Raw genomic sequence first — 26,385 nt, forward strand, 5'->3', positions numbered from 1 at the left:
AGTGAGAGGAACTGCATGGTGTTATTTCGGCGAAAATAGGCGGTTGAGCCTGTAGTTCCCGTTGGATAATCTGAATCATCACTTTCTGTCTAGATAGCGCCCTCGCCCGTTCAATTACGCTTGCTGATAAATGAGCTCAGAGGAACCGCTGATGATCGTACCTGTATTTTGCCCTACACATATTTCTTTCATGGAGCCGGGTTTGTCGAAATTGAACACATGGATAGGAATGTGATAATCCCGCGCCAGAATAAAGGCTGACTGATCCATGACCTTCAGATTGTGGTGGATGACGTCGTTGTAGTGGAGAGATTTGTATTGGAGGGCCTCTTTATGATGTTTGGGATCTTTGTCGAAAACGCCATCGACACCTTGCTTCGCAACAAGAATGGCTTCACAGTTTACTTCGATAGCTCTTTGGACCGAAGGGTAGTCTGTCGTGACGAATGGCTGTCCATTGCCCCCTGCGAAAATAACGATGTACCCTTTTTCCAAATGATGAATGGCTCTAAGCCGGATAAAAGGCTCCGCCACGGAGGCGATCGGAATCGCCGTCATGACACGCACTTCCGCGTCAGTTTTCGCTTTCAGCACACCTCGCAGCATCAAGCTGTTGATGACGGTAGCGAGAGTTCCGATATTGTCAGCCTCCGCTTTCTCAATGCCCCAGCTCTCGCCCATATTGCCGCGGAAGATATTGCCCCCGCCAATTACAAGACACACTTCAACACCTAATTGAACAACGGTCATAATTTCATTCGCAATATGATCCAGTTGTTTAGGATCGAAACCGAATTCGCTTTCCCCTGCAACAGCCCCGCCGCTTAGCTTAATGAGGACTCGTTTGTACCGCATATGGATCTCTCCTCCCTTGAGACAATTGGTATCCTATCCTTGATTCAAAATCAACGCTGCCCGTTAGAAAAGGACGGCTTTCAGAGCGAAAAAAAACACTAAAGCAATGAACGCTTTAGTGTTTATTAGGAATGAGAAATAGGAAATGATACTGTTTCTGCTTGATCACAGGACCCTTCATACCCCTCACACCTTTCCGCTTATGATTAAAAGTTATTGTACACGAACTAGGTAGAAGAATGCAATTTCTGTGGAACACGCATGTGCACGAAGAGTCCAATAATGACCAGCAGCAGAAGAGAGCCAAGCGCGACTCGGCTAGCCAAATTCCCTGTGGAGGCGAGCGCCAAGGTGATTGATCCATACAGAGCAGGGCCAACAATCGAGGATACTTTTCCCGAGAAAGCGAATAGACCGAAAAACTGGCCGCGTTTCTCTACAGGCGTCAATTGCACGATCATGGTCCTAGACGTTACCCACATGGCGCCCATCGATACGCCGTAGAGACTTCCGGCAACCCAGAACAAGCTTTGACTGGTCGCTAAGGCTGCGATGGCAATCGCGATGATGAGAACGAAAGCAACGATGGTTACGGCTCTTTTTGGACCAACATTGCGTGTGACATAACCAAAGAGGAAGGAGCCGATGATGCTCGATACGGTCGAAACCAGGTAGAGCAGAATGAACTGCCCCGTTGTGAAGCCCATCACCGTATTCGCGTAAATCGCCATGACAGCTATGGCTGTGGCAATGGCATCGTTAAAGAAGAAGTAAGCAATCATGAACAAGAACGCAGCACGATACTTTCGCGCCTCCTTGAAGGTAGCCCAAATCTCGCGGTAGCCGCTTAGAAGCGACTTTTTCTCGCTAATCGGTTTTAGTGGCTTCTCTTTGTAGAGGAACATAATCGGCAGGGAGAATAGTAAGAACATGAGCGCGCTTGGAATAAATGTATTTTCAAAATGATTGCCATTAATTAATGGGAAAACAACTAGACCGACTAACGTGCCTACATATCCTACGGCTACACCTACGCCTGAAATAATGGGAATTTCACGCTCGCTGCCCAGATCCGAAATCATGGAATCGTAGAAGATCAAACTGGAATTATAAAAGAATTTGGCGACCATGAAGAAGAAAATCACACCTAGAATCGAGGTGTTAAGTCCCATCCACTGTTGATCGGTATGCCAGATAGCCGAAGCGCCCATGAGCAGAGTCGCCGCGATGGCAATCAAGGTAAAGGGGACAAGGTAGGCTTTCTTTTTGCCAGTACGGTCGATCCATACCCCGAATAAAGGGGAGAGCAGGACGAGAAATAAGCTCGATAAGGCATTGGAGTACGTGATAAAGGTGCTGGCTATCTGATTCAATTCCTCGCTTTTTCCTAACGTTTCTTTTAAGTAAAAAGGGTAGAAGACCGTCACAATATTGGAGGAAAAGATGGTGTTCGCGAAATCGTACATGGCCCAAGCAAATATCGGTAAGGAGAAGAACAACGTCCAAGCGCTGCGTGTCTGCATGGGATTGGAAGCGGGTTCAAGCTTTGCCACCAGGGTCACCCTTCCTGCGTAAATAAATTAGTTATTCTCTAGTATATTGGCTGCCGGGCAGAGAAATCCCTGTCTCTTTACAATAAAAAAATCCCCCCACCCCCATGATGGAGGAGGAGAGATGACTAAGTTAGTTAAGGAGAGATGTGGCGCTGCTAGGCGTCTGATGTAGGCTTCTTAATTTCAACCTCAATCATATCCATATTTTCTTTCATCTCAACCACATCGATGCCGTTGCGCTGCAAAGTATTTGAGAGAGAATCTTTGTCCTGGGCGGGAAAAACGTACGCATTGCTCTTCTTATTATCGAGTAAACTTTTCGCTACCTGGACCAGACGCTCCATGGAGAAAGGTTTTTTGAGATATTTCTGAATTTCCTTCTCATGGAAATCATGTGGTTGATCCAGCGCCGTAGAAACAATAACTGGAGTCTGATAGTACATGGGATGCCTGGATAAGTCAGAAATGAAATCCCATCCGTTTTTTACGCCTTCGAGATGAATATCCACGATGAACAGAATCGGTTCGCCTTTGCAACGGTTCAAAGCGATAATTCCCTCTTCGGCAGACCGCAATTGGATGGAAGGGAGATCCAGTTTATTTAAGGCAATTTGAATCAGCTTGGCGAGGTCGTCATCATCTTCGAAAATAACGATTTTGCCATCCATGGACGATAGCTGATACTGATCGAATTCAATCCGGAAGGTAGTGCCGGCACCCATCTGAGATTCGTAGGAGATCTGTCCGCTGTGCCCTTCCACGATCTCTTTCACAATGGCTAAGCCTAAGCCGGTTCCGCCGATTTGGCGTCGGTCGGAGTTATCGACACGGAAGAATTTGGAGAACATCTGATCATGTGCATCCTCAGGGATACCGAGACCGTAATCCTGCACTTTTGCAACGATTTTACCATGCTCAGTGGATAAATAAACGTCGATGCGCTCCGCACCAGGAGAATACTTAATCGCATTGCTGATCAGGTTATGGAAGACTTGCCGGATCCGATCCGCATCTGCCCGCACCCATAATTCCGGTTCCTGCTGATGGATGACGATGCTGTGGTTTTGTTTATCCTGCCACTGATCAACGATATCCTGTACGGTTGGCAGCAAGTTAATCGGGGAGAAGTGGTATAACTGCCGCCCAGACTCCATGCGCTGTAAATCAAGGAAATCATTGATTAAATTCGAGAGGCGGTGAGCTTCTTTATAGATGGTTTCCATGTATTTCTTCTGTTTATCTTGCGGCAGCTCGCGATGGAGCAGAATCTCAATGAAGCCAAGTACGCTCGCCAAAGGAGTCCGCAGCTCATGAGAGACGATGGAAATGAACTCATTTTTCATTTCATCGACGCGTTCTTCTTCCGTCCGGTCACGGAAAACGAAAAGGTAACCCTGCTGCTCCGTATCTTCACTGACGACAGTCGCATAAAGCTCTGCATGCTGGGGCTGATCGTCGAGCACAAAACCAAAGCGCTGAGTCAGATGCGTATGCGCACCGCTAATTAGCGCTTCTATGGAAGAAGCTGCTCCGAAAAAACTCGGAGTTTCAGCAGCAATCGCGTGACAACTAGCCACCAAATTCTCGCCAATGCGCTCATTAAGGCCAAAATAGCGGTTCATCCGATGATTGGCGAAAAGGATGGTGCCTTCGGAGTCGCACATCATCATGCCTTCGTGCGCCGATTCCAAAATATTTTGAATCAAGTCGCGTTGCCCTTCAATTAATAGCTTCTCGGCAATAAGCTCATCGTTCAATTCCGCCAAATGGGCGGCTTGCTTCACTCTCTCATCATTCATCACTTGTGCAAAAAATGCCAGGCCGAACTGACGGACTAAGCCTTTCGTCAGGCGCTGGTTGTTCTCCTGGAATACAGAGCTTTGGTAGCTCGTTAGGAGCAGGAAGCCGATGACCGTCTGTTTGTCGTCAAGAAGAGGAACGTAATGATCGACGGCATGCATAATCCCGCCATGTACACCCTTTTCATGTCCGGATACATCACGTGTGTGGATCAAATTCGTACCTTCTTCAAAAACACGCCTAGCCGGTCCAAATAACTCATTCTGATGAACCTGAATATGCTCCTTCGGATAACCGATAGAATGAATAACTTCATAAGTGTAGTAGCCATTATCGCTACTGCCCGATTCACGTTTCATAACAACGAGAGCTGCGTCCTGTAGTAGGGAGTTTAGCAGGGCAGGCAGCGTTTGCTTCAAGAAATCCTTGAGCTCTACGTAGCCAGTAAGCTTCTCTTGGTAGGAAGAGATCAGCTCAAGATCCCTTTCTCTTTCAGATAGCTTGGCTAAAGTGATTTGCTGCTCTTCTTGCTGTGCAATGATCTCCTCATTCTGGGTTTCGAGGCTTTCAGCCATATACCGATAGGTTTCTTCGCTTTTACGAAGCTCCTCTTCGGCATGAATAGCCCGGAATGAGATGAAGATGGACATCACGCCTGCGATGAGTGCAATAATGCCTCCAACCATGGTAATCGTACGAGAGGTTTGGCCAGCTTTGAGAGATGAGTTGTAGGCGTCTTCTGTGATTTGCACAATCGTCTTCTCGATACTCGTATGGATGACACGGTAACGATCCATCATCGTTTTGCCTGAGTTAACCCGGGTTCTGGCTTCTTCCGTTTTGCCTGCACGAATGAGTTCTAACTGGCTGTCAAAGAAGCGCTGCAGGTTAGTAATGGCCGGTATAGCTTGTGTATCCATGATGAGCTGGAGAGTCGGATACTTTTTATCATAAATACGGATGTTGTCCAGATCTGCTTCCAGTTGTTTTTTGCCTGCGGTATAAGGGTCCAAATATTGCTCATTGCCCGTTAATTCAAAACCGCGAATGCTTGTTTCCTGATTGATCAGGTCGGTGAGCAGACTGTTCGTGGTTTTGGAGATCGGAATGGCATCATTCACGATCGCGTTGCTCTCACTTTCCATGTTCCGGGAAGCAATATAGTTCGACACACTGACAAAAGCAAGTAAGGCCACGATTAAAATAACGTATAGCATGGAGATTCGCGATCTCGTGAATGTTTTCATAGCCACTTGGTCACCTGAATTCTACATAGAATTAATGAATGCGATTTCGCTTAAAATTCGACAAGCCTCAACAATATTCCTTTAAAAATCAATCATGTTATGTTTTCTTCCATGAATTCGTTGCAAGAAGCGACAATGTCGTTTACAATACTAGTCATTACGAAGTTTTTGAAATTTTATGTCATATTTAAGAACATGAAGATTTCACATGAGGAGGGCGCACACCGTGCAGGTTAAAGACAGCAGGATTCCGCTGAGACATGAAGTACGTCCATTCTTCCAGCCTATACTCTCTCTTCAGACGCAGGAAATCATCGGCTATGAGACATTGGGAAGGCGAATTAGAGGGGATATCGTCGAAAGCTTGGGGCCTTTTTTCAAAAATCCTGACATTCCGGAAGATGTGCAGCTTCCCATTGATCGACACCTAAGGGAGCGAGCTATTGAACAGCTTGCCTCTACGCAAGATGAAAGTTTATTATTTATTAACTTAAAACCCTCATGGATCTATCGGACCTATAAGCGCACAGGCGTGCTGCCAACGATTGAACTATTGCGGAAATATGATATAAATCCTGCGCGAATCGTGATTGAAGTTACCGAAGAGGAATTCACAGGAAAGCTGCAAGAGCTAACCCAAATTGTAGAGTTATATCGGCAATTCGGCTGTATCATTGCGATTGATGATGTAGGCAGCGGGTTTAGCAATTTCGATCGCATCGCGAGTTTGCAGCCGAAAATATTGAAAATCGATCTTAATATACTGAAAAAAAGCGCGATTCATGCGGGTTACAAAGCATTAATGCAATCTTTTTCCATCTTGGCTGCTCAAATGGGCGCTTCCCTACTCGTGGAAGGCATTGAAACGAAGCAAGAACTGCACAGCGCGCTGCAGGTTGGTGCAAGGTATGTGCAAGGGTATCTCTTCTCAAAAGCAGAACCGTATTTGCAGCATAAGGATGTTTTTAAACCTATGCTGAAAGAAGAGATGGGCCTTTTCAGCCAAGGGGAATTTCAGCGGAATAGTCACCTCTCAACCATTCATCAAAGCCTGGAAGCACTTAACCAATCGGCTATTCGTATCGTAACGGCAGAAGACGCGGATCAGCTAATTGTACATACGATCAAAACCGTAACTGATAATTGTATACGGATCTACATATGCAGGGAAGATGGCTATCAAATCTCATCCAATTACATTCGCAAAGATCATGCTTGGAGCAGAGACGAGAGTTATCGCGGAGCGAACTGGACGTGGCGCCCGTATTTCATCTCCAACATTCTTATGATGAACCTGCAAAAGCAGGGGATCTTATCGCAAATGTATACAGATCTGGATACCTCGCATCAGATTCAGACTTATTCCTGTACGTTGGGTGAGGGGTATTATTTGTTTTTGGATTTGCTGATATAGGCAGAGAGGAACAAATGAGGAGCCTCTTTACCGTTGATCTTCGTTGTATAAAATACAGCATAAAGACGAATTACCTCTAGGTATCCCGCGGTTCATTGTACAAAATACAATCAAATTGACATAAACAGCTCGAAAACAGCGAATTTCAACCAAAACGTTGCAATTTGTGCAATATAGAGCCGAATAGAGGAGCATTTACGGCAATATGGTTGTACAAAGTGCAACATAGAAAAGACCGTCAGGCATTTTGCATTTTGCCTAGACGGTCTTTTTGTTGTGGGCATGAGATGGGAAGCAAGAAAAGACACATAAACTGCGTGAGCTTCTCCGTCATCGTTCAGGGAACTACAGGACGCTATTTTACCGACAATAGCCATCTGAGCAAAAATCGGGGAACTATGTTCCTCTATTTCGTCATTTTAAGTTTAGAAAGGGCCCATTCTGCTGAAATAAGGCCCCTTAGTTCCACTATACGGCCTTAAACTAACTAGTGCCACATTGGGTCCACACGGTTATGACTGCTGTGCATCTAGTCGTTTACTGGACTACCGCACTCTACGCACCTACCGCATGTACCGCATCTACTGCATCCTAAAGCACCCAGTTCAGCCGCGTCCAGTGCGCCTACCTAAGCCTCGACCCACTCGCGCCGCAGCGAGAACAAATCGCGCAGCTCGTCAGTCGACAGCTCGGTGATCCAGTTCTCGCCGGAGCCGACGATCTGCTGGCTGAGGCCGAGCTTGCGCTCGATCATCTCGTCGATGCGCTCTTCGAGCGTGCCGAGCGTGACGAACTTGTGCACTTGCACATGGCGCGTCTGCCCAATGCGGAAGGCGCGGTCCGTCGCTTGGTTCTCGACGGCGGGATTCCACCAGCGATCATAGTGGAACACATGATTCGCCGCCGTCAGGTTCAGCCCGATGCCGCCGGCCTTCAGCGAAAGAATAAACACATTTCGCTTCTCGTTTGCTGGCCGGTCATCAGCGTCTTGGAAGTGCGCGATCATCTCATCGCGCCCCGTTTTGCTTGTTCCTCCATGCAGGAACAACACGGTCTCGCCCAGCTCCTGCTGCAGCACATGCTGAAGCAGGTTGCCGGTCTCAACAAACTGCGTGAAGATCAAGCATTTGTCGCCTTCTTGGCGCAGCTCCTGCACCATCTCAAGCAGGCGCTCCAGCTTGTTCGAGCGTCCGCTCCATGGAGCGGACAGCCCTTCCTTCAGCAGCAAGGCAGGGTGGTTGCACACCTGCTTGAGCTTCGTCAGGGCAGCGAGGATGAGCCCGCGCCGCTCCATCGCGGAGAGCGTATCCAGCCGGTCGAACATGTCCTGGATGTAGTTTTCGTACAACGAGCCTTGCTCCGCGGTGAGTGAGATGAACGTTTTGGACTCGTTCTTTTCCGGCAGATCCAGCTGAATCGCGGGATCCTTCTTCTCGCGGCGCAGCAGGAAGGGACGGATCAACTTTTGAACCTTGTTGATGATCTCAGGATCGCGCGTCTTCTCGATCGCATTCACATAGCGATGGGTAAACTCACGCACCGTGCCCAGATAACCGGGATTCGCGAAGTCGAAGATGGACCATAGCTCCGTGAGCCGATTCTCAATCGGAGTCCCCGTCAAGGCAATCCGATGGAAGCCATTCAAACGGCGAATCGCCGAGGCTTGCTTGGTATAAGCATTTTTTATATTTTGCGCTTCGTCTAGACAGATGGAGTTCCAGGCGATTTCGCCCAGCTCCGCCTCATCCAGATGGGACAGCGTATAAGATGTTAATACTAAATCAACTTGGCCAACAGCTTCAGTAAAGGCAGCTCCTTTGAACCGTTGAGGCCCGTAGTGCAGATGAACCTTCAAGGATGGGGCGAAGCGCTTCAGCTCCATCTGCCAGTTGCCGAGGACGGAAGTTGGGCAAATCAGGAGAGAAGGCGCAGCAGGCTGCTCGGTCTCTTTGACAGTGAGCAGATAGGTGATCCACTGGATCGTTTTCCCGAGACCCATATCATCGGCCAAACAGCCGCCAAGGCCGAAACGGCGCAGGAATAGCAGCCAAGAGATGCCGTCCACCTGATAGTGGCGCAGCGAGCCATGGAAGCTCGGCGGCGGCTCCACGGTGGGAATCGCTGCCGTTTGCGTTAGTTGGTCAACCATGTGGCGCAGCTGCTCGTTCAGCTCGACTTCCATCTCGATGTAACGCATCGCATCGGGATCATCTTCCTCAGGCAGCAGCCCGGCTGCATCGCCCGCGAAGTGCAACTCCAGCACATCGCGGAAGGAGAGGCCCTGCTTCTTCTGAACCTGCTTCATGATCTGCTCGACCTGCGCCATGAACTTCGGATCGAGCTGAATCCAATTGCCGCGAATCTGGATCAGCTTGCGCTTCTCTTCCAGCAGCAGACGGAATTCTTCCTCCGTCAGCTCCAAATCACCAACAGCCAGCTTCCAGTCGAACTGCATCAGCTGGGTCAGTCCGAACATGGTCTCCCGGCCTGAGCCGACGGAAGACTTGATCTTCGCGCGCAGCTTCGGCTTCATCTTGCGGATGCGCTCCCACCAGGCCGGGAGGAACACACTAGTCCCGGCCTCCACGAGCCGCACGCTTCCCTCTGCGAGGAAGCGCCAAGCCTCTTCCTCCGTCAACGTCTGACGGAGGGTGTTATCGCCCGCATCCAGCCAAGGCAGGATGCGCAGCCATTTGGCCGCGTCACGTTCGACGCGGCTCAGCTCCGGCTGCCACGCCTCCGGCAGTGGCAGCTCGCCCGCCACCGGCTCGCCGGTGGGCGTCACCGTGCGCAGCACGTCCGGCGCAAGCCGATCCTGCAGCAGCACGCGCAGCTGCCAGCCCGCGCCATGCGCCAGGTCCGGCTCTGCGAGCTGCAGGCACGTGCGCATCGGCGAGCGGTCTTGGCGCCAGCCGATGGCGACGAGCCAGTCTTCCTCGTCGAGCCAGAGATCAGCGGCGAGTTCACCTCGCCGCATGAGCGGGTACGCCGCCTCCAGCTTGCGCAGATTGTCCTTCATGATGCCGTCTGCGTCCACCCATTCGGGGATAAGCGCGTGAATCCAGCGGGAAACAGCTGGCGATTCCAGAGACTGCAGAGCCTCCGGCAACTGCAGCTTCCAGCCAATTTCGCCGGCCTTCCATTTCTCGTAATCCGGCATGAAACTTCCGGTGGCTAATGCCTCGCGAACCGCAGGCGCTAGGCTGATGAAATCCGCGGAGTCCTGATGCCAGCTAAGCTGTAGATGCTGCACAGGCTGCGGATCGCTGAAATAATCGAGCGCCTCAAGTGGCTGCAGCTCAATGCCTTCGCGATTTTGCCATTCGCTTGGCTCCATGAAAGTGCCATAGAAGGAAGCGCGGTGCCAGGCAAAGAGCATATTTTTCAAATCAAGGGCGTCCCAAATGCCGCCGTTCTCGCGGGATCCCCATAGAAACAAGGAGCCGCTGGGGAGGGAGCTTACATGAACCGTCAGGGCGCTGGTTTCGATCATCGAATCCATTTTCCTTTCTTAAGCTCTTCTTGGAAGGCACGCAAGCGTGAGAATTTATCCGCTAAACGATACACATAGTGCTCCCAGCGATCGTTCTGGCCTAATTGTTTGTAGATGCTGTGCAGTTTCTTGAGAAGCCGGACAGCCGTTTTGTAGGAAGCTCTATTTTTCTCCAAAACCGCACGTTCCGCCGCTTGATGATACAGAGGAAGGAGCAAAGCGGCATCGTGCTCTTCAATCGCTTTCAGCTCCAGCGTATATAGATTCAGTGGCGAAATACGGTTTGCTAGCTGCAAATCCACCCATTGCCGATACCTTTTGGTCTGCAGCAAATAGGCTGTGTAATAGTAATAGGAGCGAGGCAGCAGGGATTCCATGACCTGTACCCATTCGCTGTCAGAATCCAAATGCTTGGTGGTGTCGAGCCAATATTGGCAGAAGGTCCGGAAATCATCGTGATTGGCCTGTGCAATCGACTTGAACAACCAGCGAAGCCAGACCAGCATATCCTTCCACTGCTTATCGTTGTAATAATAATTCAGGTACAGGAAGTAATCCTTCGCTTGGGGATGAGCCAAGAGCTCCAGCAGCTTAAAGGCACTGTCTGTATCTCCCTGAATAATGTGAAAATGAGCTCTAGCCGTGATCAGTGCATCCTTTTTCTTAGCAAGCTGATCCTTTTTGGACAGAAGGGTATCGAGGCGTTGGATCTCCTCTTTCTGCGCGGATTTTTGGTCAGACAGTTTCCACCAGATGAACCGATACACGAATAGCCAGTCAATCGGGCTGTCTTTCCCTTGCAGCGCGAATTCACCGAGCATTTTGAGTGTAGCCAGCATATGTTTGGGTTCAGCAGCGAAGGAAGCGTTCAGATCCATCCCTTGGGCAAGCTCGACGAGCTTATCCTCGCAGTTTTTTGCGGCGATTTTGCACCCATTTTCGTGGTAATAAGACAAGTAAGAACTTTTGGTCTCTTGATAAAATTGTTCGATCTTACGCATCATGAAAAGCACAATATGAAGCATATAGATTTCGCGCATCGAGCTTTTCCAATCGGCTGCAAAAGCTGGCAATGACTCTAACGCAGAGTCATAAAACGTTTCAATGGAGTGCTGATGCGAGATCGAGAACCCGTGAAATCTTCCTTCGAAAAAGCGATGCCAATCGGCAGGTGATGCCGCTTCTTCGGGTTTATTGGCCTTGGCGGCATCTTTGCGTTCCTGTGCCGGAGACGAGCCCCGCAGCGGTTTTTTGCGAGCGAATATTTGTTGCTTTAACTGTTGCAACAGCAGTTCCGGCCGACCATATGGGGCATATAAGCTGAAGAACGTAGCACCGATATGCTGGCAAAAACCATCGAAGGAGCAGCTGCATGAGCTGTCCTGAAAATGTTCTAAATTCACCGTCGTGTTGTGCAGTCTCTTGCCTGCAACCGTCGACTGAATGCTTGTGCCCTTCAGATCAACATCCGCCACGCGGCCTTTATGATAATACTCCCAGCCCTGCTCCAGTACGGCGGCATCGAAATGCAGCGGGATTTGCTTGATTAGGTAGTTCATTCGATTTTTGGGAATCTGCAGTTTCAGCATGTGTGCTTTCCTACCCTCCGAGCGGTACATTCCTTCTTCCATAGTAACAGATTTTTTCCGAAATTGCCCATTTCCACAGTTTATGCCAAAGGGTATTTTTTTATCCGGGGTAAAAACGGTTAACCCTGCATTCGAGCTTATAATATGATAAAGTGAAGCTAGAAGGTTAGCTACCGAAGGGAGACTTTACAATGGGCATAAAATTCGGAAGAGAATATAAGGATATTGTCACTGATTTCGTACGCGGCATTGAGATGGTTGATGGCTTCTATGAGCTGCTGGATATGAGCGCAGACGACTGGCAGGAACTTGAGCAGAATGAACAGGAAGAGTGCCTGCGTACGCTGGCTGACGATATTTTTTACGGATTAGGCAACAGTCCTGTGATGCAAATCGGCGCAGGTTCGGTACGCCATGATCCGAGTAATCACGTGTTGAAGGTTCACGACGGGGAGAAGTTGGTTTCTGTCATTTATTTGGTCTGATTTTTGAGTGAGCGAAAGAAAGGTGTTTAAAAGCTATGCTGGATGGGGCAAGGAAGGTTTTACAACAAGTATACGGATACCCGGAATTCCGCGAGGGGCAGAAGAATATTATCACCAATCTGCTTGAGGGGAAGGATACGCTTGGCATTATGCCGACGGGCGGCGGTAAATCGATCTGCTATCAGGTTCCTGCGATGCTGATGGAGGGTGTGACTCTCGTCATTTCACCGCTGATTTCCTTGATGAAGGACCAAGTGGATGCCCTGGGTGTACTCGGGGTTCCGGCGACGTTCATTAACAGTACGCTGGAAGCCAGAGAAGTGGAACAGCGGATGCAAGGCGCGATGCAGGGCAAGTATAAGCTGCTGTATATCGCGCCCGAGCGGCTGGAGTCCGAGCGGTTCCGAGCGCGAATGTCGGCGCTGAATCTTCCCTTTGTAGCTATTGATGAGGCGCACTGCGTGTCCCAATGGGGCCATGACTTCCGGCCCAGCTATGTTTCTATTGCTCCGTTTATTCGCGAGCTTCCGAATCGCCCGATCGTAGCAGCCTTTACCGCTACAGCGACTGCCGAAGTGACTGCAGACATCGCAAGGCTGCTGGACCTGTCGGATGCGGGCATCTTTGTGAACGGTTTCTCGCGGGATAATTTGGAGCTCACGATTCTTCGCGGAGAGAACAAACGGGATTACATTCACAATTACGTGAAAGAGCATACGCACCAACCGGGCATTATCTATGCCGCTACGCGTAAGGACGTGGAGGAGCTGTACGAGTCTTTGCGGAAAAAAGGCTACGCCGCAGGCAAGTACCACGCCGGACTAACGGACGATGAGCGTTCCTACATGCAGGAAGCGTTCCTCTATGATGATGTTCGGGTGATGATCGCCACGAATGCCTTCGGGATGGGTATCGATAAGTCGAACGTGCGCTACGTTATTCACTACAATATGCCGAAAAACATGGAGGCTTATTACCAAGAGGCTGGTCGCGCAGGACGTGATGGAGAGCCGAGCGAATGCATTCTGCTGTTTAGCGCGCAGGATATTATGACGCAGAAGTTCCTCATTGAGCAGAACCAGATTTCGCCAGAGCGCAAAGCAAATGAATACAAAAAGCTGCAGACAATGATCGATTTCTGCTATTCGCCAAGGTGTCTGCGGAATGTCATTCTGCACTATTTTGATGAGACTAATATAAAAGACACCTGCGGCAACTGCAGCTCCTGCAAGGACGATCGCGATTCCGTCGATATTACGGTTGAAGCGCAGAAAATCTTCTCCTGTATCCGTCGCATGAATGAACGTTTCGGTATTTCGATGGTTGCCTCTGTGCTCAAGGGCTCGAAAGCCAAGAAAATTGTCGAATATCGGTTCGATCGACTGCCGACGCATGGCATTATGAAGGATTTGCCGGAAAAAGAAATTTCCGATCTGATTAATGTATTGATCTCGGAAGGGTTCTTGCAGCTGTCCGAAGGCCAGTACCCGGTGGTCAGGTTAATGCAGCCTGCAGCGGAAGTGCTTCAAGGGAAGCTGCCTGTGTATCAAAAAGTGCGCAAACAGCAGGTCAAAGCCGCTGCTATCGACAATACCTTGTTCGAGCAGCTGCGTCTGCTTCGCCGGGAAATTGCTGCACGCGAGAAAGTGCCGCCGTATATTATATTCTCCGACAGCACGCTGCGTGAGATGAGTGAAAGCTGCCCGACCTCGGAATCCGCTATGCTGCGAATCAAGGGTGTCGGCGAGGTCAAATATCGTAACTATGGGAAGCCATTCCTTGATCTGCTTCGCACGTATGCGGGGGAGAGCGAGGCCGAGGCGGTCGCATACGATTTTGAGTGAGGAAGTTCGGGAGTGCCTGGAGTAACAGAGTATGGCTGGAAGGGGCGGAAATACGTGAAGCTTGGGAATAGTGACATTGATCAAAAACTTGGGGCGTTCGCCGGCTGGACGACAGACGATCATAAATGGATCATGCGGAAATACCGTTTTTCGGAATTCATGCATAGCATTTCCTTTGTAAATCATGTTGCGCATATCGCTGAATCTGACAACCACCACCCGATGATTGCCATCGATTACAAAATGGTTACACTGCGGCTGACATCTTGGCATGCAGGTGGTTTGACAGAGCTTGATTTTCAATCGGCTGCTAAGTTTGATCAAGCTTTTGAAGAGGTGTCTGCGGGTTCCGGCGGCGCTTAGCCCCGTGAAGTCTCGTCGTACACCATGCAATGAAAATTCGACATGCCCGTGGGCGTCTGTTTTTCATACGTGTCCGTTATAGTAAAACCAGCACGCTCATAAGTGCGGATTGCGCGCTTATTCCAGACAAGCACTTCAAGATCGATCTCCTGCCCGGGGGCGATCTTCAGCGCTTCACGGGTGAGAAGCTGCACGAATTGGAGGCCAATTCCACGGCCTTTTCCGACGAGATCCGGACGGAGTCCGAGACCTAAGCGCGTGACGCCGACAATCGGGAAGAACTGAACAAAGCCGGATAACTCGCCACTAGCATCGATGACGGCACGGTACTGTTCAGCCCGAATGTGCGGGTCAGCGAATTCAGATTGCTCTTGAAGCATAGTTTCCCAAGAGGGCCAATTGTATAGCTCGTAGGGAGACGGATATTTCCACTTACATAATTCCTCGCAGTGCGCGTTAGTTAGCGGTACAACTCGCCAGGGTAAGCTTGCTTTTACCACTTTTATAATCACCTTTTCATTTATTGGTTGGAGGATCGCATGGGTTGGCTTTTACATATTCCAATTACTACATGTATTCTGTTTTCTATGCTCATGTTGGGATTACATACATTTCGGATTTCTGTGAATAAGAAATGGCCACTTGTGCTCATATTCACCTTTGTTATCTCCTGTTTGGTCGAACTATTTACGTTCATTATGGACACGAAGTCCTGGAGTCCCATGTTTGCTATTGTACTAGAAGCGATCTGCGTTCACTATGTATTACGATTGCGCAAGCTTCATGCGCTCATGATCGTATTGTTTGGTGCCGTTGGCTATACGATTTATTTATCCATTGTTTTATTCGCTGTATCGTCAGTAACAGATGTTCCCGTTTACGATTATTTTGACAGGCTGGATTCATGGTATCGTCCTCTGAAAATCTATGCCGCACTGCTGGCGTGCCTTACGGCATTGCTCTTGAACAAGAACCGCTTAGGTTTTACTATGCGGCTGGAGCGAAATGATGCCAGTACGGCTAATCAAGCGTGGCGTCCCCGGAATCATGTGTTTTTTCCCGCTCTTTTGACTGCTTTTATTTTATTCTCCTCTGCTTATTATGGCGTATCTATGCATGTAGCGTCCATTTTCTATTGGGCTGCAGGATTTTGCTTAGTGTTAGCCTGGATGATTTACCTGCTGTATCGCAAGGAGATGGATGAGCAGTGAAAGACAGATTTTGGGTACAATAAAGATAACGATTTTATTTGGATGAGGAGGTCATTTCAATGACCCAAGTTACCGTTCGTGAGGCTGTTATACAAGATATTTCCCAGTTAAAAACGTTAATGCTCGCTTATATTGTGGATTTTTACCAATATCGCCAGCCAGAGGATGAGAAGCTGAACGGATTGATTCACCATCTGTTGGAGCAAAAGGACGGCATTCAATTCGTGGCGGAAACGGAAGAGGGAAAATTGGTCGGTTTTGCGACCTTGTATTTTACCTTCAGTACGCTTCGTGCCTCGAAAGTAGCGGTCCTGAACGATCTCTATGTTATTGAAGCAGAGCGCGGTCAGGGCGCGGCTGCGAAGCTTTTCGCTGCTAGCAAAGGGTACGCGGCCAGACATGGTTATGCGAACTTAACATGGACCACGGCTAAGGATAACCTCCGTGCGCAGGCTTTTTACGATAAAGTGGGAGGAGATCGCAGCGATTGGCTCACTTATTCTGTGAATCCCACGATTGGTATCGGGGATTAGTCCTGGCGTTTGTGGCCGCTCAGCAAGCTTAGCCATCTCGACCATCTCGACCATCTCAACCGCTCCACCTCCATCTCTCGTCTCGAGGGATTGGAGGTTTTTTTGCATTTTCTGGTTGACGAGGCTGAATTTTAAAATCGGTTTCATAATGTTTGCGTAATCACAAATACTAAAGAAGTCCTCGATGAGACCATATATAAAAATTGACATATCATTGAGGTTGGATCATACTATTATTTCGTATACGAAATAATTTAAGGGGGTACCTTTGGACGATCAACAGCGTGTTTTACAAATCTTCCATACCTACCGAGAAGTCAATCAAGCTTTTTATCAAGTTATGACGAAAGTAGCTCAGCGTCATGGCCTTACGCCGCTGCAACTCATCGTACTTCGCATATTGGAGGAGTTTCCTGGGATAAGACTGATGGAGCTCTCTGAGAAATTAAGACTTGGGAACAGTACATCGAGCGGTATTGTCGATCGGATGGTCAAATCAGGTTTAGTCACGCGTGAACGCACCGAATCAGATCGCCGGGCGATGACGCTCAGGCTATCGGACAAAGGAGCAGCACTTTGGGATGAGTCTAATGCTACGCGCATGGCAATGCTTCGGCCTTTGCTTGGTTTATCTGAGGAGGATCAACAGCAGCTCCAGCGGGTTCAAAATAAGATTTTAATGATTTTAAAGAACATAGGTGAGGGTGATCTCAATGACTAGCATGGTTAATGAAACACTTCGCAAGGGACCGATTATGGCCTCGTTGCTTATTGCCGCATTCGTGGCGCTATTAAGTCAAACCGTCTTAAATGTAGCTCTGCCCAAAATGATGATTGACCTGAATGTGAATGAAAGCACGATTCAGTGGCTGTCTAACGGCTATATGCTCATGAATGGCGTTCTCGTTCCAATCAGTGCCTATCTCATTAACCGTTTCACAACCCGCAGGTTATTCCTAATAGCTTCGTCTTTATTTGCTCTTGGGACGATTATTTGTGCATTATCAGGGAATTTCAGCTGGCTTTTAGGTGGCCGACTTGTCCAAGCAGTTGGCGCAGGGGTTCTTATGCCGCTTATGTCTGTCGTTGTTCTGACGATTTTCCCTGTCGCTGAACGAGGTAAAGCAATGGGCATGATGGGGATTGCGATGATTTTTGCTCCAGCGATTGGTCCGACGATGTCCGGATGGGTCGTGGAACATTACCATTGGCATGTTCTGTTTTATATCATTTTACCACTGGCTGTCTTCGCTGTTATTTTCGGAGCTTTCTCCATGAAGGATGTTATAAAAACATCACGTCCAAACCTGGATGTGTTGGGAGTTATCTTTTCTACGCTTGGTTTTGGCGGTATTCTCTACGGATTTAGTGCCGCGGGATCTGACGGGTGGGGAAGCGCGGATGTTGTCGTTTGTCTTGTCGTAGGCGGTATTTCCTTACTTCTCTTTATCCTACGTTCGATCATGGGTAAAACGCCGCTACTCGAATTTCGAGTTTTCAAATACTCGATGTTCTCGCTAACGACGCTAATTAACGCAATCATCACGATGGCTATGTTCTCAGGTATGATTCTACTCCCGATCTTCCTGCAAAACATTCGGGGCTTCACGCCGCTTGAGTCGGGTTTGCTTTTGCTGCCGGGAGCCATCTTGATGGGAATTATGTCACCGATTACCGGGATGATTTTCGATAAAGTAGGCGCTCGGTGGTTGGCCGTCATCGGTTTAATCATCACAACCATCACAACGTATGAGTTCAGCCAGCTTACCGCGGACTCGACATACAATCATTTAATGCTGGTATATACCCTGCGGATGTTTGGGATGTCCATGCTTATGATGCCGATTCAGACAGCTGGTATGAACCAACTGCCGCGAAGCTTGAATGCGCATGGATCAGCTATGTCGCAGACCCTTCGTAACGTATCGGGAGCGCTTGGAACGGCGCTTCTCGTCACATTCATGACCAACAAAGCAGCTTCTCATGCCAAAGAGCTCATCATCTCGGGCAGAATTGATCCAAGCGACAAAGCCAAAATGGCGGAAGTCACGCAAGCAGCAACGATCTACGGGATCAACCACTCCTTCATTATCGCTACATGGCTGAGTGTTGTCGCGCTCGTGCTTGCCTTCTTCATTCGTAAGGTACAACCGCATGAGGATTCAAGGGAAGCTACTACAACTGCACAAGTCGCGGCTTTGTTTGAGGATGAATAGGGAAGAGTGAAGCGGAGCGCCACCTGCCCTTGTTCTCGCCATGTTGTACTTAGTGCAGTGTAAAAGGTGACTGATCCCTAAAATCCGGCAACTCGTTGTATAAAATGCAACCATTTAACCCGATGAGGCCGAAATCGACAATTTTCAGCCCTCTATATTGTATAACATGCAACATAGAGTGTGTTGAAGCTTGATCACAGCAATTATGGTTGTATTAAATACAATATAGAAGACCGCCAGGTTTCCCTTCCAGCCTCGACGGTCTTTTTCATTAGTAGTTGAATGGGCCTCACACTAGTCCTAAACAAAACTACCGTGCGCAACACTTTTACGATAAAATAAGTGGAGGTAACTGGAATTAATTGCAGGTAGGGGAAGGTGGCAGAATCTGTGGAAAATATCGTATCTCAATCGTGGCTGCTTGGGCAGCTTGGCGATGCCAACATCGTCATTGCGGATTGCCGTTTTGCGTTAGGACAACCTGAATCTGGCAGAAATCATTATGAGCAAGATCATATAACGGGAGCTGTATACGTCGATCTGGAGAAGGACTTATCCGGTGCTATTATGGCGCACGGAGGCAGGCACCCGCTCCCTGATCTCGGTGCATTCTCTATCCTCGTGGGCAGCCTCGGAATCGATAGCACCAAAACCGTCGTCGCTTACGACGATCAAGGCGGGGCCATGGCTTCGCGCCTATGGTGGATGCTGAAATTCCTCGGGCACTCCGAAGTGTACGTGCTCGACCAAGGATACTCCGCTTGGAAGGTGGCAGGCTTCCCAGTCACAGATGAAGCGCCAGCGGTGTATCCGCGGACCTTCTCACCGAAGGTGCAGCGCGCTATGCTGGCTTCCATGGATGAGGTCAAGGACAAGCTGGGTCGCCCGGGCGTCGTGCTCGTGGACTCGCGTGAGGAGCGTCGCTACCTCGGTCTGGAAGAGCCGATCGACCCTGTGGCCGGTCACATTCCCGGCGCACGGAACTACTTCTGGAAAGGCGTGCTTGGCGCTGACGGTGCTTGGTTGCCCGCGGCGAAGCAGGAGCAGCATTTTGCCAGCTTGCGCGATGCCGATGAAATCATCGTCTACTGCGGCTCCGGCGTGACGGCTTGCCCGAACGTGCTCGGCCTGAGCGAAGCTGGTTTTGACAATGTGAAGCTCTACAGCGGAAGCTGGAGCGACTGGATCAGTTGGGAAGACAATCCGGTGGCGACCGGGGAAGAATAAGAGCGGAGAGTCCGCGCTAATGGATATTGAAAAGGAAGAGCGGTTAGCGACCATTAGATGGTATCTATCCGCTCTTTTTTGATTAAAGTTATTTTGATCGGGAGCTCCCCCATAGTTTAACGGGAAATACTACCGCTATTTAATTGAGTAACACGGCTTCTGGGCGAATAAATGGAATTAAGCTGGAATTTCTTGAAATAACGGGATTTTTTTCCGCTAATTGCTGCAGCTCCATAAGAAAGAGGCTGTCCCAAGTCATCCAATGACCGCGGGACAGCCTCTCTTTTGAGCTTTTGGTACAGCCCGTTACTTCGCTTTACCATTCCGCCCCATCATACAGCCGCGACGCGATGGCTGTTGATTAGCGTTTTAGCCGCTACGGAGAACAACTCAGGCTTGAAATCAGCCTTGTTCACATAAGCGACCATGGCGGCACCGCTCCATAACATGCGAATCTGCTCGGCGAGATCACGGGGATTTGGAAGTCTGGCCTCCTGGGCTAATAAAGTTATTTCGTCCCAGATATCGCTCCTGCTCGCAAGTGCTTTGACATGGTTGGGGTGCACGGTTTCAGGAAACTCCACAATCGTATTCATGAAGGCGCAACCCCGATACGTAGGACGCTTCATACGCTCAGCTAAATAGTCCATCAAAAAAAGGAGTTGTTCGAGACTGGACTCCGGGTGTTCCTTCCGTGCGTGCTCGATATTTGCCAGGAACTGGAGACGACGCAGCTCCAGGTACGCAGCTACCAAGTCATCCTTGGTTGCGAAGCTTCGATAGAAGCTGGCCTTGGCCACACCGGATTCATGAATGATCCGATCGATGCCGACCGCGCGCACACCCTCACGATAAAACAACTCGTCGGCCACCCGTAAAATGCGTTCTTTCGCGGTTTCTTTCTTTTCCATTTGCGCTTCACCTGCCCGAAAATAGATATCTATATGTTAACAAAATGAATTCATATTATACAGATCTGTCTGTCCAAAAATAGGACAAATGAGACTGACCTGTCTCTATGATTTTAAATAAGGGCACGGGCGCTGTCAACAATCAAAGCGCTAGGTCTAAAAAATGGATTAAACTGCCCTCTACGGGGACGGTTTTTTTGCATATGTTGTTTCATATAGTTGTATTGGAATCTACTATGCAGTGGAGGAGTCTCGACCATGATTACACATTTTGCTAAATTAGAACTGAACACCGTATCCGTTCAGGGCGTGAAACAATTTTATTGCAACCAGCTGCAATTTACAGTCAGTTTTGAATCTGCGGACGAAATACACCTTCAACCTTCAGAGCATTGTACATTGGTTTTTAAAGAGGCTGACCAGCCATTAAACCCTGTTCATTTTGCCTTTGAGGTCCCGCTCACAGTGTTTGATGACGTAGTGAACCTTCTTCAAGGGGCTGGAGTAACGCTGCTTCATTGGCCTGACGGCAGAGTGGTCGACGAGTCTGAAACAGGCAAAAACGTTTATTTTCGGGACTGCGATGGCAATTTGTTGGAGATTATCTCGCATACCTACGTGCAAGAAGGAGTACTTCCTCCCAGCGGCTTCTTAAAGATACTGTATCTGAGAGAGGTAGGTGTTCCGGTTGACGACGTGGTTGCATTCAGAGAGTTGCTTGTGGATCTATTCGACTTTAAGTTGGATAACGTGGAGGACAATTTTACCTTTACCATCGGGGGAACTGCGCATGTTGTCGTTGTTTCGAAAAAGAGAAAATGGCTTCCTATAGCCATGACTGCTTTGCAGCCTGCTATGGACGTTACGTTTGGGGTGCCAAGTGCCCAGGTATTAGACATCATTAGTAACCATTTAGAGGGTAAAAGCATCCTGTACATGCAGGAAAAAGATAGACTTCATTTTAAAATAGGAGAATATAGCTTTCGTATACAAGTTACAGATTTCCATGAGAACGTGCCGGCGCTCTTGCAGTTGCCTAACGCACGTGCATAATTCTATCTGCGACCCATAAATTTTGTAAAATCTTGACCTATTTTGTCGCCCCGATATGCTAGAATAAGAGAGTTGGATGGAAATTATAGGCAGAGGGGTTTGCTGATGAGGAATAAGAGTGGGATTTTCGTAGTGGGTTGTCTTGGTTTTATTGGCTTATTGGTATTAATTGCGATCATCACAGCAGCTGTTGTATGGGGACAACGAGGGACGGCAATTGCGCTCGATGAGCAGATCAAGTCGCAGCACGTCGCGAATAAGTCAAACTACGATAACATGTGGAAAAGATTCAAAGAAATGGCCCAAGTAACTGACATGCAGGCTGACGATATCAAAAAGGTATATACCGATCTCATTGCAGGTCGTTACACGGATACGCAGGTGCTGTTCAAAGTGGTGCAGGAGCAGAATCCGCATATGAGCAAAGACTTGTATACGAAGCTGCAAAATGAAATTTCTTCGGCGCGCACCGAATTTGATCGGAATCAGAAGAAAATTGCCGATCAAGTCCGCGAGTATAACACGCATATTCGGAAGCATGTGCTGATGAACGCTATTTTCCATTTCCAAACGATGGACGCGGAGAAATTTATTATTACATCGGACCGCACGAGCGATGCGTACCAAACAGGCAAAGATAACGAAGTGAAGTTGAGGTAGCAGATGGCGTACTGGGCAGCGTTATTTCTTGTTCTGATTGTTGGTTTTGCCATTGAACTTGTAACGGGCCGCAAATGGTGGCGATATGTGCTGACGTCGTTACTCGCCGCCTTCCTGTTCGCAGGCGTAGTAGCGAGTGATTTTTTTCTGAGGACGGTTGATACAGAGGTCTGGTCAGGGGCTGTTACAGACTGGGAGCACAAAGAGGAGTGGGAAGAGTGGATCGCAGGCAGCGAAGAATGCTCCACGGACAGTAGAGGGCACAAGACCTGTACCAAAGAGCCGGGGCACTACGAGCACCACGAGGCGGTAAACAAACTTAAAACATCAGACAACGGATGGTTTGAGGTGAGCAGGTCCATGGACGGAAGGACCAGGTTTACGGACAGGTCCCCAAATACAGCAGCAGAGTTGGCGAAATATTTTCCGCCTGGGACACCCTCGGCCTCCGTGCATCTGTATGTGAATAAGGTGAGAGGTTCTTACAGCCTTTTTAAACATAGCGATATTGATCTGAAGGATTATCCTGAGCTGCCGGAATATCCGAGCTTCGTCACGGAGGTGCTTCATGTCGATAGAATTGTGGGCAATGTGCCGAACAAGCAGAGAGCCTTGACGGCATTAGCGGCATGGAATACCGAGTTGAACAAAACAGTGCCCGACCCGGATCATCCTAGGGAGACCAAATCGTGGAAGCAGGTTAATCTGATTTTCGTGAATATGGGGACGGATCTGCCGCAGGCTTATGGCTATGCACTCCAGGATAAATGGAAGAACGGCAACAAGAATGATTTCATTGTCAGTTTTAGTCCAGCTTCGGATGGCTCTATGAAATGGGTGCATGCCTTCTCGTGGAGTGAAGCGGATATGCTCAAGCTTGAAGTTCAGGACTATATGATGGAGCAGGGGTATGGCAACGATTTTGTGCCGATTGTGGATCATGTGGCTCAGATGGTGGCGGACCAATTCGTGCGTAAAGAGTTTGCGGACTTTAACTATTTGCAAATTGAAGTGAGCGAGACGTCGACCTATATCATTTGGGGTCTTGAGATGTTTGTGCTTCTATTTTATATGTACAGATGCATCATAACCTTCGTGCGTCGACGGCGAGACATGACATATGATTATTCATAGATTTATAAGATTCGTGCTCTTCAACTACAAGTTGAAGGGCTTTTTCCTTTGCTGGAAAAGGCAAGAATTCTGCGAAATCCATTCCGAAGTGAATGTAGGAACAGTAGAGTGTGATATTGATCTAATGGATCCTGCAACGATAGCCGAGCTCGAGAAATCGGTGAGTGAGCAGTTAGAAGACTTAATTCTGAATTCGGTTCACAAGGTGCAGAAGCAGGTTGGGTTTGATTTATATGGGTTTGGCGATCTGATACACAAGAATGATCCGAAGGGCTGGAATGAGGTGAAAGACGACTTGGAGAATTATTTTGTAGATCTGGATGTGTTTGTAAAGGCAGATATTAAAATCAGACGCTTAGGCATAACCGGCAATTCTTTCATACGTGATATAAAGGGGTAATTGGTATGTGGTGGGCAGTAACTGGTACTCTTATCGTATCGATAGGTATATTAATAGTAGAATGTCGGAAATTATGGCGTAAATGGATGCGAAAGGAGGCTTGGGGCTTCAGCTTGCTGCTGATCCTAGGCGCAGACTAAATATCGCGCTGTACCTGCGTATGGACATCCCTAATCCGCTGCAAGTTATGGTATTCATCTATAAGCCTGTGAGCGAAGCCATGCAGAGTTGGTTGAAATAAATGGAGGAGGACGCGAATGCTTCAGTTGGATAAGGGGATAATTGGTATACGCCAATTCACAGTAATCGTAATTCTACTCACATTTGGCGATTCCATCCTGATTTTGCCCTCAGGCGTAGCCGTTGTTAGTCATCAAGATGCTTGGATATCCGGATTGCTAGGGATTGTGTTGGGTCTGATAGCGGTCTGGTTCTTCTCCGTAGTTGGAGGGCTATATCCCAAGCTTTCACTCATTCAATATACGTCGCTTATCACGGGAAAAGGGCTCGGAACTATCATCAATCTGGTATTTCTATTGTTTTTTGGATTTACAATCGTGGCGATATCTTGGCAAATTGGAGATTTTATTGCAAGTGCTCTCATGCCTGAGACTCCTATTGAGGTTATTGAATTTTTATTCTTCGGGCTTCCGTACGGCTTGGCATAGAGCCCATTATTCGGGCTGCGGAAATCTTTTTTCCATGGGTTATATTAACCTTGTTTGTATTGATCGTTTTGCTAGCCCCTCAAATGGAACTGACTCGTATGAAGCCAATATTGGAAAATGGGATAACACAGGTGCTGATAGGCACAATGAATGCAGGAAGTTTTCCGTACCTGGAAATTTTTTGTTTACTGGTCATCTTGCCCCATGTCAAAGAGAGCCGGAAAATTCGAAGAAGTCTTCTGATCGGGGCGCTGCTGGGAGGTCTTGCTTTAAACATTGTCTTGACACAAAGTATTCTTGTGATGGGTGAGTATAAGACGGCAAATACGTTTTATTCAAGTTTTGCGTTGGCCCAAAGAATTAATATAGGTAATATTATTCAAAGGATGGAAACAATTATCGCATTTTTGTGGATCATTACCACGTACATCAAGACGACCCTTTATTTCTATGCATTAAATATGGGGATGGCTCAGCTACTGAAGCTGAAAGAATATAAAATGCTAGCGTTCCCTATGGGCTCAATTTGTTATGCTCTTGTCTTTATTTGCGTACCGAATACAACCTATTTTATAGAAGTAGGTTCAAAATACTGGGCGCTTTATAATATTACGATTTGTTTGGTCATTCCCTTATTTATCTTAGGACTCTACTTCCTTCGGAGAAAGAAATTGAGGCGGATTAGTGGCGAGACTGCGTACGAGGATAAGTGAAAAGCGTTCTCCCGCCGGATGGTGAGAGAGCGCTTTTGGTGTTTAACTTAGTGAGCGGTTAAAAGGTCACTTCCAAACGGACAGGGCAGTGGTCGCTGCCTAATGTTTGGCAATCGATGTCGGCGGCGGCGATGTTGGAGCTCAACCTCGCCGAGGCGATAAAATAGTCGATGCGCCACCCGACATTCCGCGCCCGCACGCCGGGCATATTAGACCACCAACTATATACGTCGGTCCGGTCCGGGTAGAGATGCCGGAAAGTATCGATGAAACCGGCCTCCAGCAGCTCGGTCATTTTCCCGCGCTCCTCTGGGGTGAAGCCGGAGTTGTTATGGTTGCCCTTGGCGTTCTTCAAGTCGATCTCCTGATGAGCGACATTTAGATCGCCGCAAGCGATAACCGGCTTCTGCGAATCCAGTTGCCCAAGATAGCTGCGGAAGCGATCCTCCCATTCCAGGCGGTAGTCCAGCCTAGAGAGATCACGTTTGGCGTTCGGAGTGTACACCGTCACTAGGTAAAAGTCTTCGAACTCGAGCGTGATAATGCGGCCCTCGGGTTCTTCATCTTCCTCCATGCCGTAGCGCACAGAAAGTGGCTCGAGCTTGGTGAAAACGGCCGTGCCGGAGTAACCTTTTTTGACGGCGTAATTCCAGTACTGCTTGTAATCCTCGCTAAGTTCGAGGGCGATTTGTCCCTCTTGCAGCTTCGTCTCTTGCACACAGATGATGTCGGCATCCGTCTCCTTGACATAATCCACGAAGCCTTTATTCACGCATGCGCGCAGTCCATTCACATTCCACGATACCAGTTTCATTCGTCAATTTCTCCTAACGTTCGCGATGATTTCTCATCACAGTGTAACATAAGTTGGACTTGTGACACATTAGCTGGGGCGTAATAACCCCAACCCCAACCCCAACCCCAACCCCAACCCCAACCCCAACCCCAACCCCAACCCCAACCCCAACCCCAACCCCAACCCCAACCCCAACCCCAACCCCAACCCCAACCCCAAC

25 protein-coding genes are annotated in these 26,385 nt (G+C 48.5%); 16 read left to right on the forward strand and 9 right to left on the reverse strand.

The window, feature by feature from the left end; genetic code table 11:
• Positions 1–114 precede the first annotated feature (114 nt).
• From pyrH to AC58VC_RS28600, 3 genes are all read right to left on the reverse strand, one after another.
• Positions 115–855 (reverse strand): UMP kinase, encoded by a 741-nt coding sequence (pyrH, locus tag AC58VC_RS28590; protein ID WP_497373752.1) that lies wholly within the window; start codon positions 853–855, stop codon positions 115–117.
• A 227-nt stretch (positions 856–1,082) separates the two neighbouring features.
• Positions 1,083–2,378 carry an MFS transporter gene (locus AC58VC_RS28595; RefSeq protein ID WP_497373824.1) on the reverse strand — a complete coding sequence of 432 codons (1,296 nt, stop codon included), beginning with the start codon at positions 2,376–2,378 and terminating at the stop codon, positions 1,083–1,085.
• 185 nt (positions 2,379–2,563) lie between these two features.
• Positions 2,564–5,455, reverse strand: coding sequence for an ATP-binding protein (locus tag AC58VC_RS28600; RefSeq protein ID WP_497373754.1), 2,892 nt, complete (start codon positions 5,453–5,455; stop codon positions 2,564–2,566).
• A gap of 226 nt (positions 5,456–5,681) precedes the next feature.
• Between AC58VC_RS28600 and AC58VC_RS28605 the strand changes: the two genes are divergently transcribed.
• A complete protein-coding gene (locus AC58VC_RS28605; RefSeq protein ID WP_497373756.1) occupies positions 5,682–6,869 on the forward strand; it encodes an EAL domain-containing protein in 1,188 nt (395 codons plus the stop codon).
• 628 nt (positions 6,870–7,497) lie between these two features.
• Here the strand turns inward: AC58VC_RS28605 and AC58VC_RS28610 are convergent.
• Together AC58VC_RS28610 and AC58VC_RS28615 are read right to left on the reverse strand one after the other, a co-directional pair.
• Entirely contained in the window at positions 7,498–10,371 is a 2,874-nt protein-coding gene (locus tag AC58VC_RS28610) for a DEAD/DEAH box helicase (protein ID WP_497373758.1), read from the reverse strand.
• The gene (locus tag AC58VC_RS28615; RefSeq protein WP_497373760.1) at positions 10,359–11,951 is read right to left on the reverse strand and encodes an SWIM zinc finger family protein; all 1,593 of its coding nucleotides are present in this window, start codon (positions 11,949–11,951) and stop codon (positions 10,359–10,361) included. The genes AC58VC_RS28610 and AC58VC_RS28615 overlap by 13 nt, the downstream gene beginning before the upstream one ends.
• 191 nt (positions 11,952–12,142) lie before the next feature.
• Between AC58VC_RS28615 and AC58VC_RS28620 the strand changes: the two genes are divergently transcribed.
• The 3 genes from AC58VC_RS28620 to AC58VC_RS28630 are packed head-to-tail and all read left to right on the forward strand — an operon-like array spanning position 12,143 to position 14,643.
• Positions 12,143–12,436, forward strand: a complete 294-nt coding sequence (locus AC58VC_RS28620) for a hypothetical protein (RefSeq protein ID WP_497373762.1) — start codon at positions 12,143–12,145, stop codon at positions 12,434–12,436.
• A 35-nt stretch (positions 12,437–12,471) separates the two neighbouring features.
• Positions 12,472–14,280 carry a DNA helicase RecQ gene (recQ, locus tag AC58VC_RS28625; RefSeq protein ID WP_497373764.1) on the forward strand — a complete coding sequence of 603 codons (1,809 nt, stop codon included), beginning with the start codon at positions 12,472–12,474 and terminating at the stop codon, positions 14,278–14,280.
• Between the two features lie 12 nt (positions 14,281–14,292).
• Positions 14,293–14,643: a 4a-hydroxytetrahydrobiopterin dehydratase gene (locus tag AC58VC_RS28630; protein WP_497373766.1), complete on the forward strand. Its 351-nt coding sequence runs from the start codon at positions 14,293–14,295 to the stop codon at positions 14,641–14,643.
• Here the strand turns inward: AC58VC_RS28630 and AC58VC_RS28635 are convergent.
• On the reverse strand, positions 14,640–15,155 hold the full coding sequence (locus AC58VC_RS28635; protein ID WP_497373768.1) for a GNAT family N-acetyltransferase: 516 nt from the start codon (positions 15,153–15,155) through the stop codon (positions 14,640–14,642). The two genes, AC58VC_RS28630 and AC58VC_RS28635, sit on opposite strands and share 4 nt — an antisense overlap.
• Positions 15,156–15,266: 111 nt before the next feature.
• Between AC58VC_RS28635 and AC58VC_RS28640 the strand changes: the two genes are divergently transcribed.
• The 5 genes from AC58VC_RS28640 (at position 15,267) to AC58VC_RS28660 (ending at position 19,830) form a co-directional block, all read left to right on the forward strand.
• Positions 15,267–15,854, forward strand: coding sequence for a hypothetical protein (locus AC58VC_RS28640; RefSeq protein WP_497373770.1), 588 nt, complete (start codon positions 15,267–15,269; stop codon positions 15,852–15,854).
• A 59-nt stretch (positions 15,855–15,913) separates the two neighbouring features.
• The gene (locus AC58VC_RS28645) at positions 15,914–16,387 is read left to right on the forward strand and encodes a GNAT family N-acetyltransferase (RefSeq protein ID WP_497373772.1); all 474 of its coding nucleotides are present in this window, start codon (positions 15,914–15,916) and stop codon (positions 16,385–16,387) included.
• Between the two features lie 268 nt (positions 16,388–16,655).
• Positions 16,656–17,108, forward strand: coding sequence for a MarR family winged helix-turn-helix transcriptional regulator (locus tag AC58VC_RS28650; RefSeq protein WP_497373774.1), 453 nt, complete (start codon positions 16,656–16,658; stop codon positions 17,106–17,108).
• 1 nt (position 17,109) lies between these two features.
• A complete protein-coding gene (locus AC58VC_RS28655) occupies positions 17,110–18,603 on the forward strand; it encodes a DHA2 family efflux MFS transporter permease subunit (RefSeq protein WP_497373776.1) in 1,494 nt (497 codons plus the stop codon).
• Positions 18,604–18,993: 390 nt separating this feature from the next.
• Positions 18,994–19,830: a sulfurtransferase gene (locus AC58VC_RS28660; protein ID WP_497373826.1), complete on the forward strand. Its 837-nt coding sequence runs from the start codon at positions 18,994–18,996 to the stop codon at positions 19,828–19,830.
• A gap of 332 nt (positions 19,831–20,162) precedes the next feature.
• Here AC58VC_RS28660 and AC58VC_RS28665 read toward each other — a convergent pair whose 3' ends face one another.
• On the reverse strand, positions 20,163–20,741 hold the full coding sequence (locus tag AC58VC_RS28665) for a TetR/AcrR family transcriptional regulator (RefSeq protein WP_497373778.1): 579 nt from the start codon (positions 20,739–20,741) through the stop codon (positions 20,163–20,165).
• 258 nt (positions 20,742–20,999) lie between these two features.
• On the opposite strand from AC58VC_RS28665, the gene AC58VC_RS28670 reads away from it, so the two are divergent.
• The 7 genes from AC58VC_RS28670 to AC58VC_RS28700 all read left to right on the forward strand — a co-directional run bounded on the left by AC58VC_RS28670 (position 21,000) and on the right by AC58VC_RS28700 (position 25,369).
• On the forward strand, positions 21,000–21,794 hold the full coding sequence (locus AC58VC_RS28670) for a VOC family protein (protein ID WP_497373780.1): 795 nt from the start codon (positions 21,000–21,002) through the stop codon (positions 21,792–21,794).
• Between the two features lie 105 nt (positions 21,795–21,899).
• Entirely contained in the window at positions 21,900–22,454 is a 555-nt protein-coding gene (locus AC58VC_RS28675; protein WP_497373782.1) for a hypothetical protein, read from the forward strand.
• Positions 22,455–22,457: 3 nt separating this feature from the next.
• On the forward strand, positions 22,458–23,588 hold the full coding sequence (locus tag AC58VC_RS28680; protein ID WP_497373784.1) for a hypothetical protein: 1,131 nt from the start codon (positions 22,458–22,460) through the stop codon (positions 23,586–23,588).
• Positions 23,575–23,988: a Ger(x)C family spore germination C-terminal domain-containing protein gene (locus tag AC58VC_RS28685; RefSeq protein WP_497373786.1), complete on the forward strand. Its 414-nt coding sequence runs from the start codon at positions 23,575–23,577 to the stop codon at positions 23,986–23,988. The genes AC58VC_RS28680 and AC58VC_RS28685 overlap by 14 nt, the downstream gene beginning before the upstream one ends.
• An 82-nt stretch (positions 23,989–24,070) precedes the next feature.
• A complete protein-coding gene (locus AC58VC_RS28690) occupies positions 24,071–24,229 on the forward strand; it encodes a hypothetical protein (protein WP_497373788.1) in 159 nt (52 codons plus the stop codon).
• 16 nt (positions 24,230–24,245) lie between these two features.
• Positions 24,246–24,656: a GerAB/ArcD/ProY family transporter gene (locus tag AC58VC_RS28695; RefSeq protein WP_497373790.1), complete on the forward strand. Its 411-nt coding sequence runs from the start codon at positions 24,246–24,248 to the stop codon at positions 24,654–24,656.
• A 41-nt stretch (positions 24,657–24,697) separates the two neighbouring features.
• Positions 24,698–25,369 (forward strand): GerAB/ArcD/ProY family transporter, encoded by a 672-nt coding sequence (locus AC58VC_RS28700; RefSeq protein WP_497373828.1) that lies wholly within the window; start codon positions 24,698–24,700, stop codon positions 25,367–25,369.
• A gap of 58 nt (positions 25,370–25,427) precedes the next feature.
• On the opposite strand, the gene AC58VC_RS28705 is transcribed toward AC58VC_RS28700, so the two are convergent.
• The gene (locus AC58VC_RS28705) at positions 25,428–26,183 is read right to left on the reverse strand and encodes an exodeoxyribonuclease III (RefSeq protein WP_497373792.1); all 756 of its coding nucleotides are present in this window, start codon (positions 26,181–26,183) and stop codon (positions 25,428–25,430) included.
• On the reverse strand, positions 26,180–26,385 hold a 206-nt coding region (locus AC58VC_RS28710), incomplete at its 5' end, for a hypothetical protein (protein WP_497373794.1). The genes AC58VC_RS28710 and AC58VC_RS28705, both read right to left, overlap by 4 nt.

The sequence above is a fragment of the Paenibacillus sp. J22R67 genome (genome assembly GCF_059692175.1).

Excerpts from the sequence above, each read along its gene's own strand:
- recQ (WP_497373764.1), top strand. The coding sequence starts at position 12,472 with ATGCTGGATGGGGCAAGGAAGGTTTTACAACAAGTATACGGATACCCG.
- AC58VC_RS28705 (WP_497373792.1), bottom strand. The coding sequence starts at position 26,183 with ATGAAACTGGTATCGTGGAATGTGAATGGACTGCGCGCATGCGTGAAT.
- AC58VC_RS28610 (WP_497373758.1), bottom strand. The coding sequence starts at position 10,371 with ATGGATTCGATGATCGAAACCAGCGCCCTGACGGTTCATGTAAGCTCC.
- AC58VC_RS28680 (WP_497373784.1), top strand. The coding sequence starts at position 22,458 with ATGGCGTACTGGGCAGCGTTATTTCTTGTTCTGATTGTTGGTTTTGCC.
- AC58VC_RS28655 (WP_497373776.1), top strand. The coding sequence starts at position 17,110 with ATGGTTAATGAAACACTTCGCAAGGGACCGATTATGGCCTCGTTGCTT.
- AC58VC_RS28645 (WP_497373772.1), top strand. The coding sequence starts at position 15,914 with ATGACCCAAGTTACCGTTCGTGAGGCTGTTATACAAGATATTTCCCAG.
- AC58VC_RS28670 (WP_497373780.1), top strand. The coding sequence starts at position 21,000 with ATGATTACACATTTTGCTAAATTAGAACTGAACACCGTATCCGTTCAG.
- AC58VC_RS28695 (WP_497373790.1), top strand. The coding sequence starts at position 24,246 with ATGCTTCAGTTGGATAAGGGGATAATTGGTATACGCCAATTCACAGTA.
- AC58VC_RS28615 (WP_497373760.1), bottom strand. The coding sequence starts at position 11,951 with ATGCTGAAACTGCAGATTCCCAAAAATCGAATGAACTACCTAATCAAG.
- pyrH (WP_497373752.1), bottom strand. The coding sequence starts at position 855 with ATGCGGTACAAACGAGTCCTCATTAAGCTAAGCGGCGGGGCTGTTGCA.
- AC58VC_RS28685 (WP_497373786.1), top strand. The coding sequence starts at position 23,575 with ATGATTATTCATAGATTTATAAGATTCGTGCTCTTCAACTACAAGTTG.
- AC58VC_RS28675 (WP_497373782.1), top strand. The coding sequence starts at position 21,900 with ATGAGGAATAAGAGTGGGATTTTCGTAGTGGGTTGTCTTGGTTTTATT.
- AC58VC_RS28620 (WP_497373762.1), top strand. The coding sequence starts at position 12,143 with ATGGGCATAAAATTCGGAAGAGAATATAAGGATATTGTCACTGATTTC.
- AC58VC_RS28600 (WP_497373754.1), bottom strand. The coding sequence starts at position 5,455 with ATGAAAACATTCACGAGATCGCGAATCTCCATGCTATACGTTATTTTA.
- AC58VC_RS28665 (WP_497373778.1), bottom strand. The coding sequence starts at position 20,741 with ATGGAAAAGAAAGAAACCGCGAAAGAACGCATTTTACGGGTGGCCGAC.
- AC58VC_RS28595 (WP_497373824.1), bottom strand. The coding sequence starts at position 2,378 with ATGCAGACACGCAGCGCTTGGACGTTGTTCTTCTCCTTACCGATATTT.
- AC58VC_RS28690 (WP_497373788.1), top strand. The coding sequence starts at position 24,071 with ATGGATGCGAAAGGAGGCTTGGGGCTTCAGCTTGCTGCTGATCCTAGG.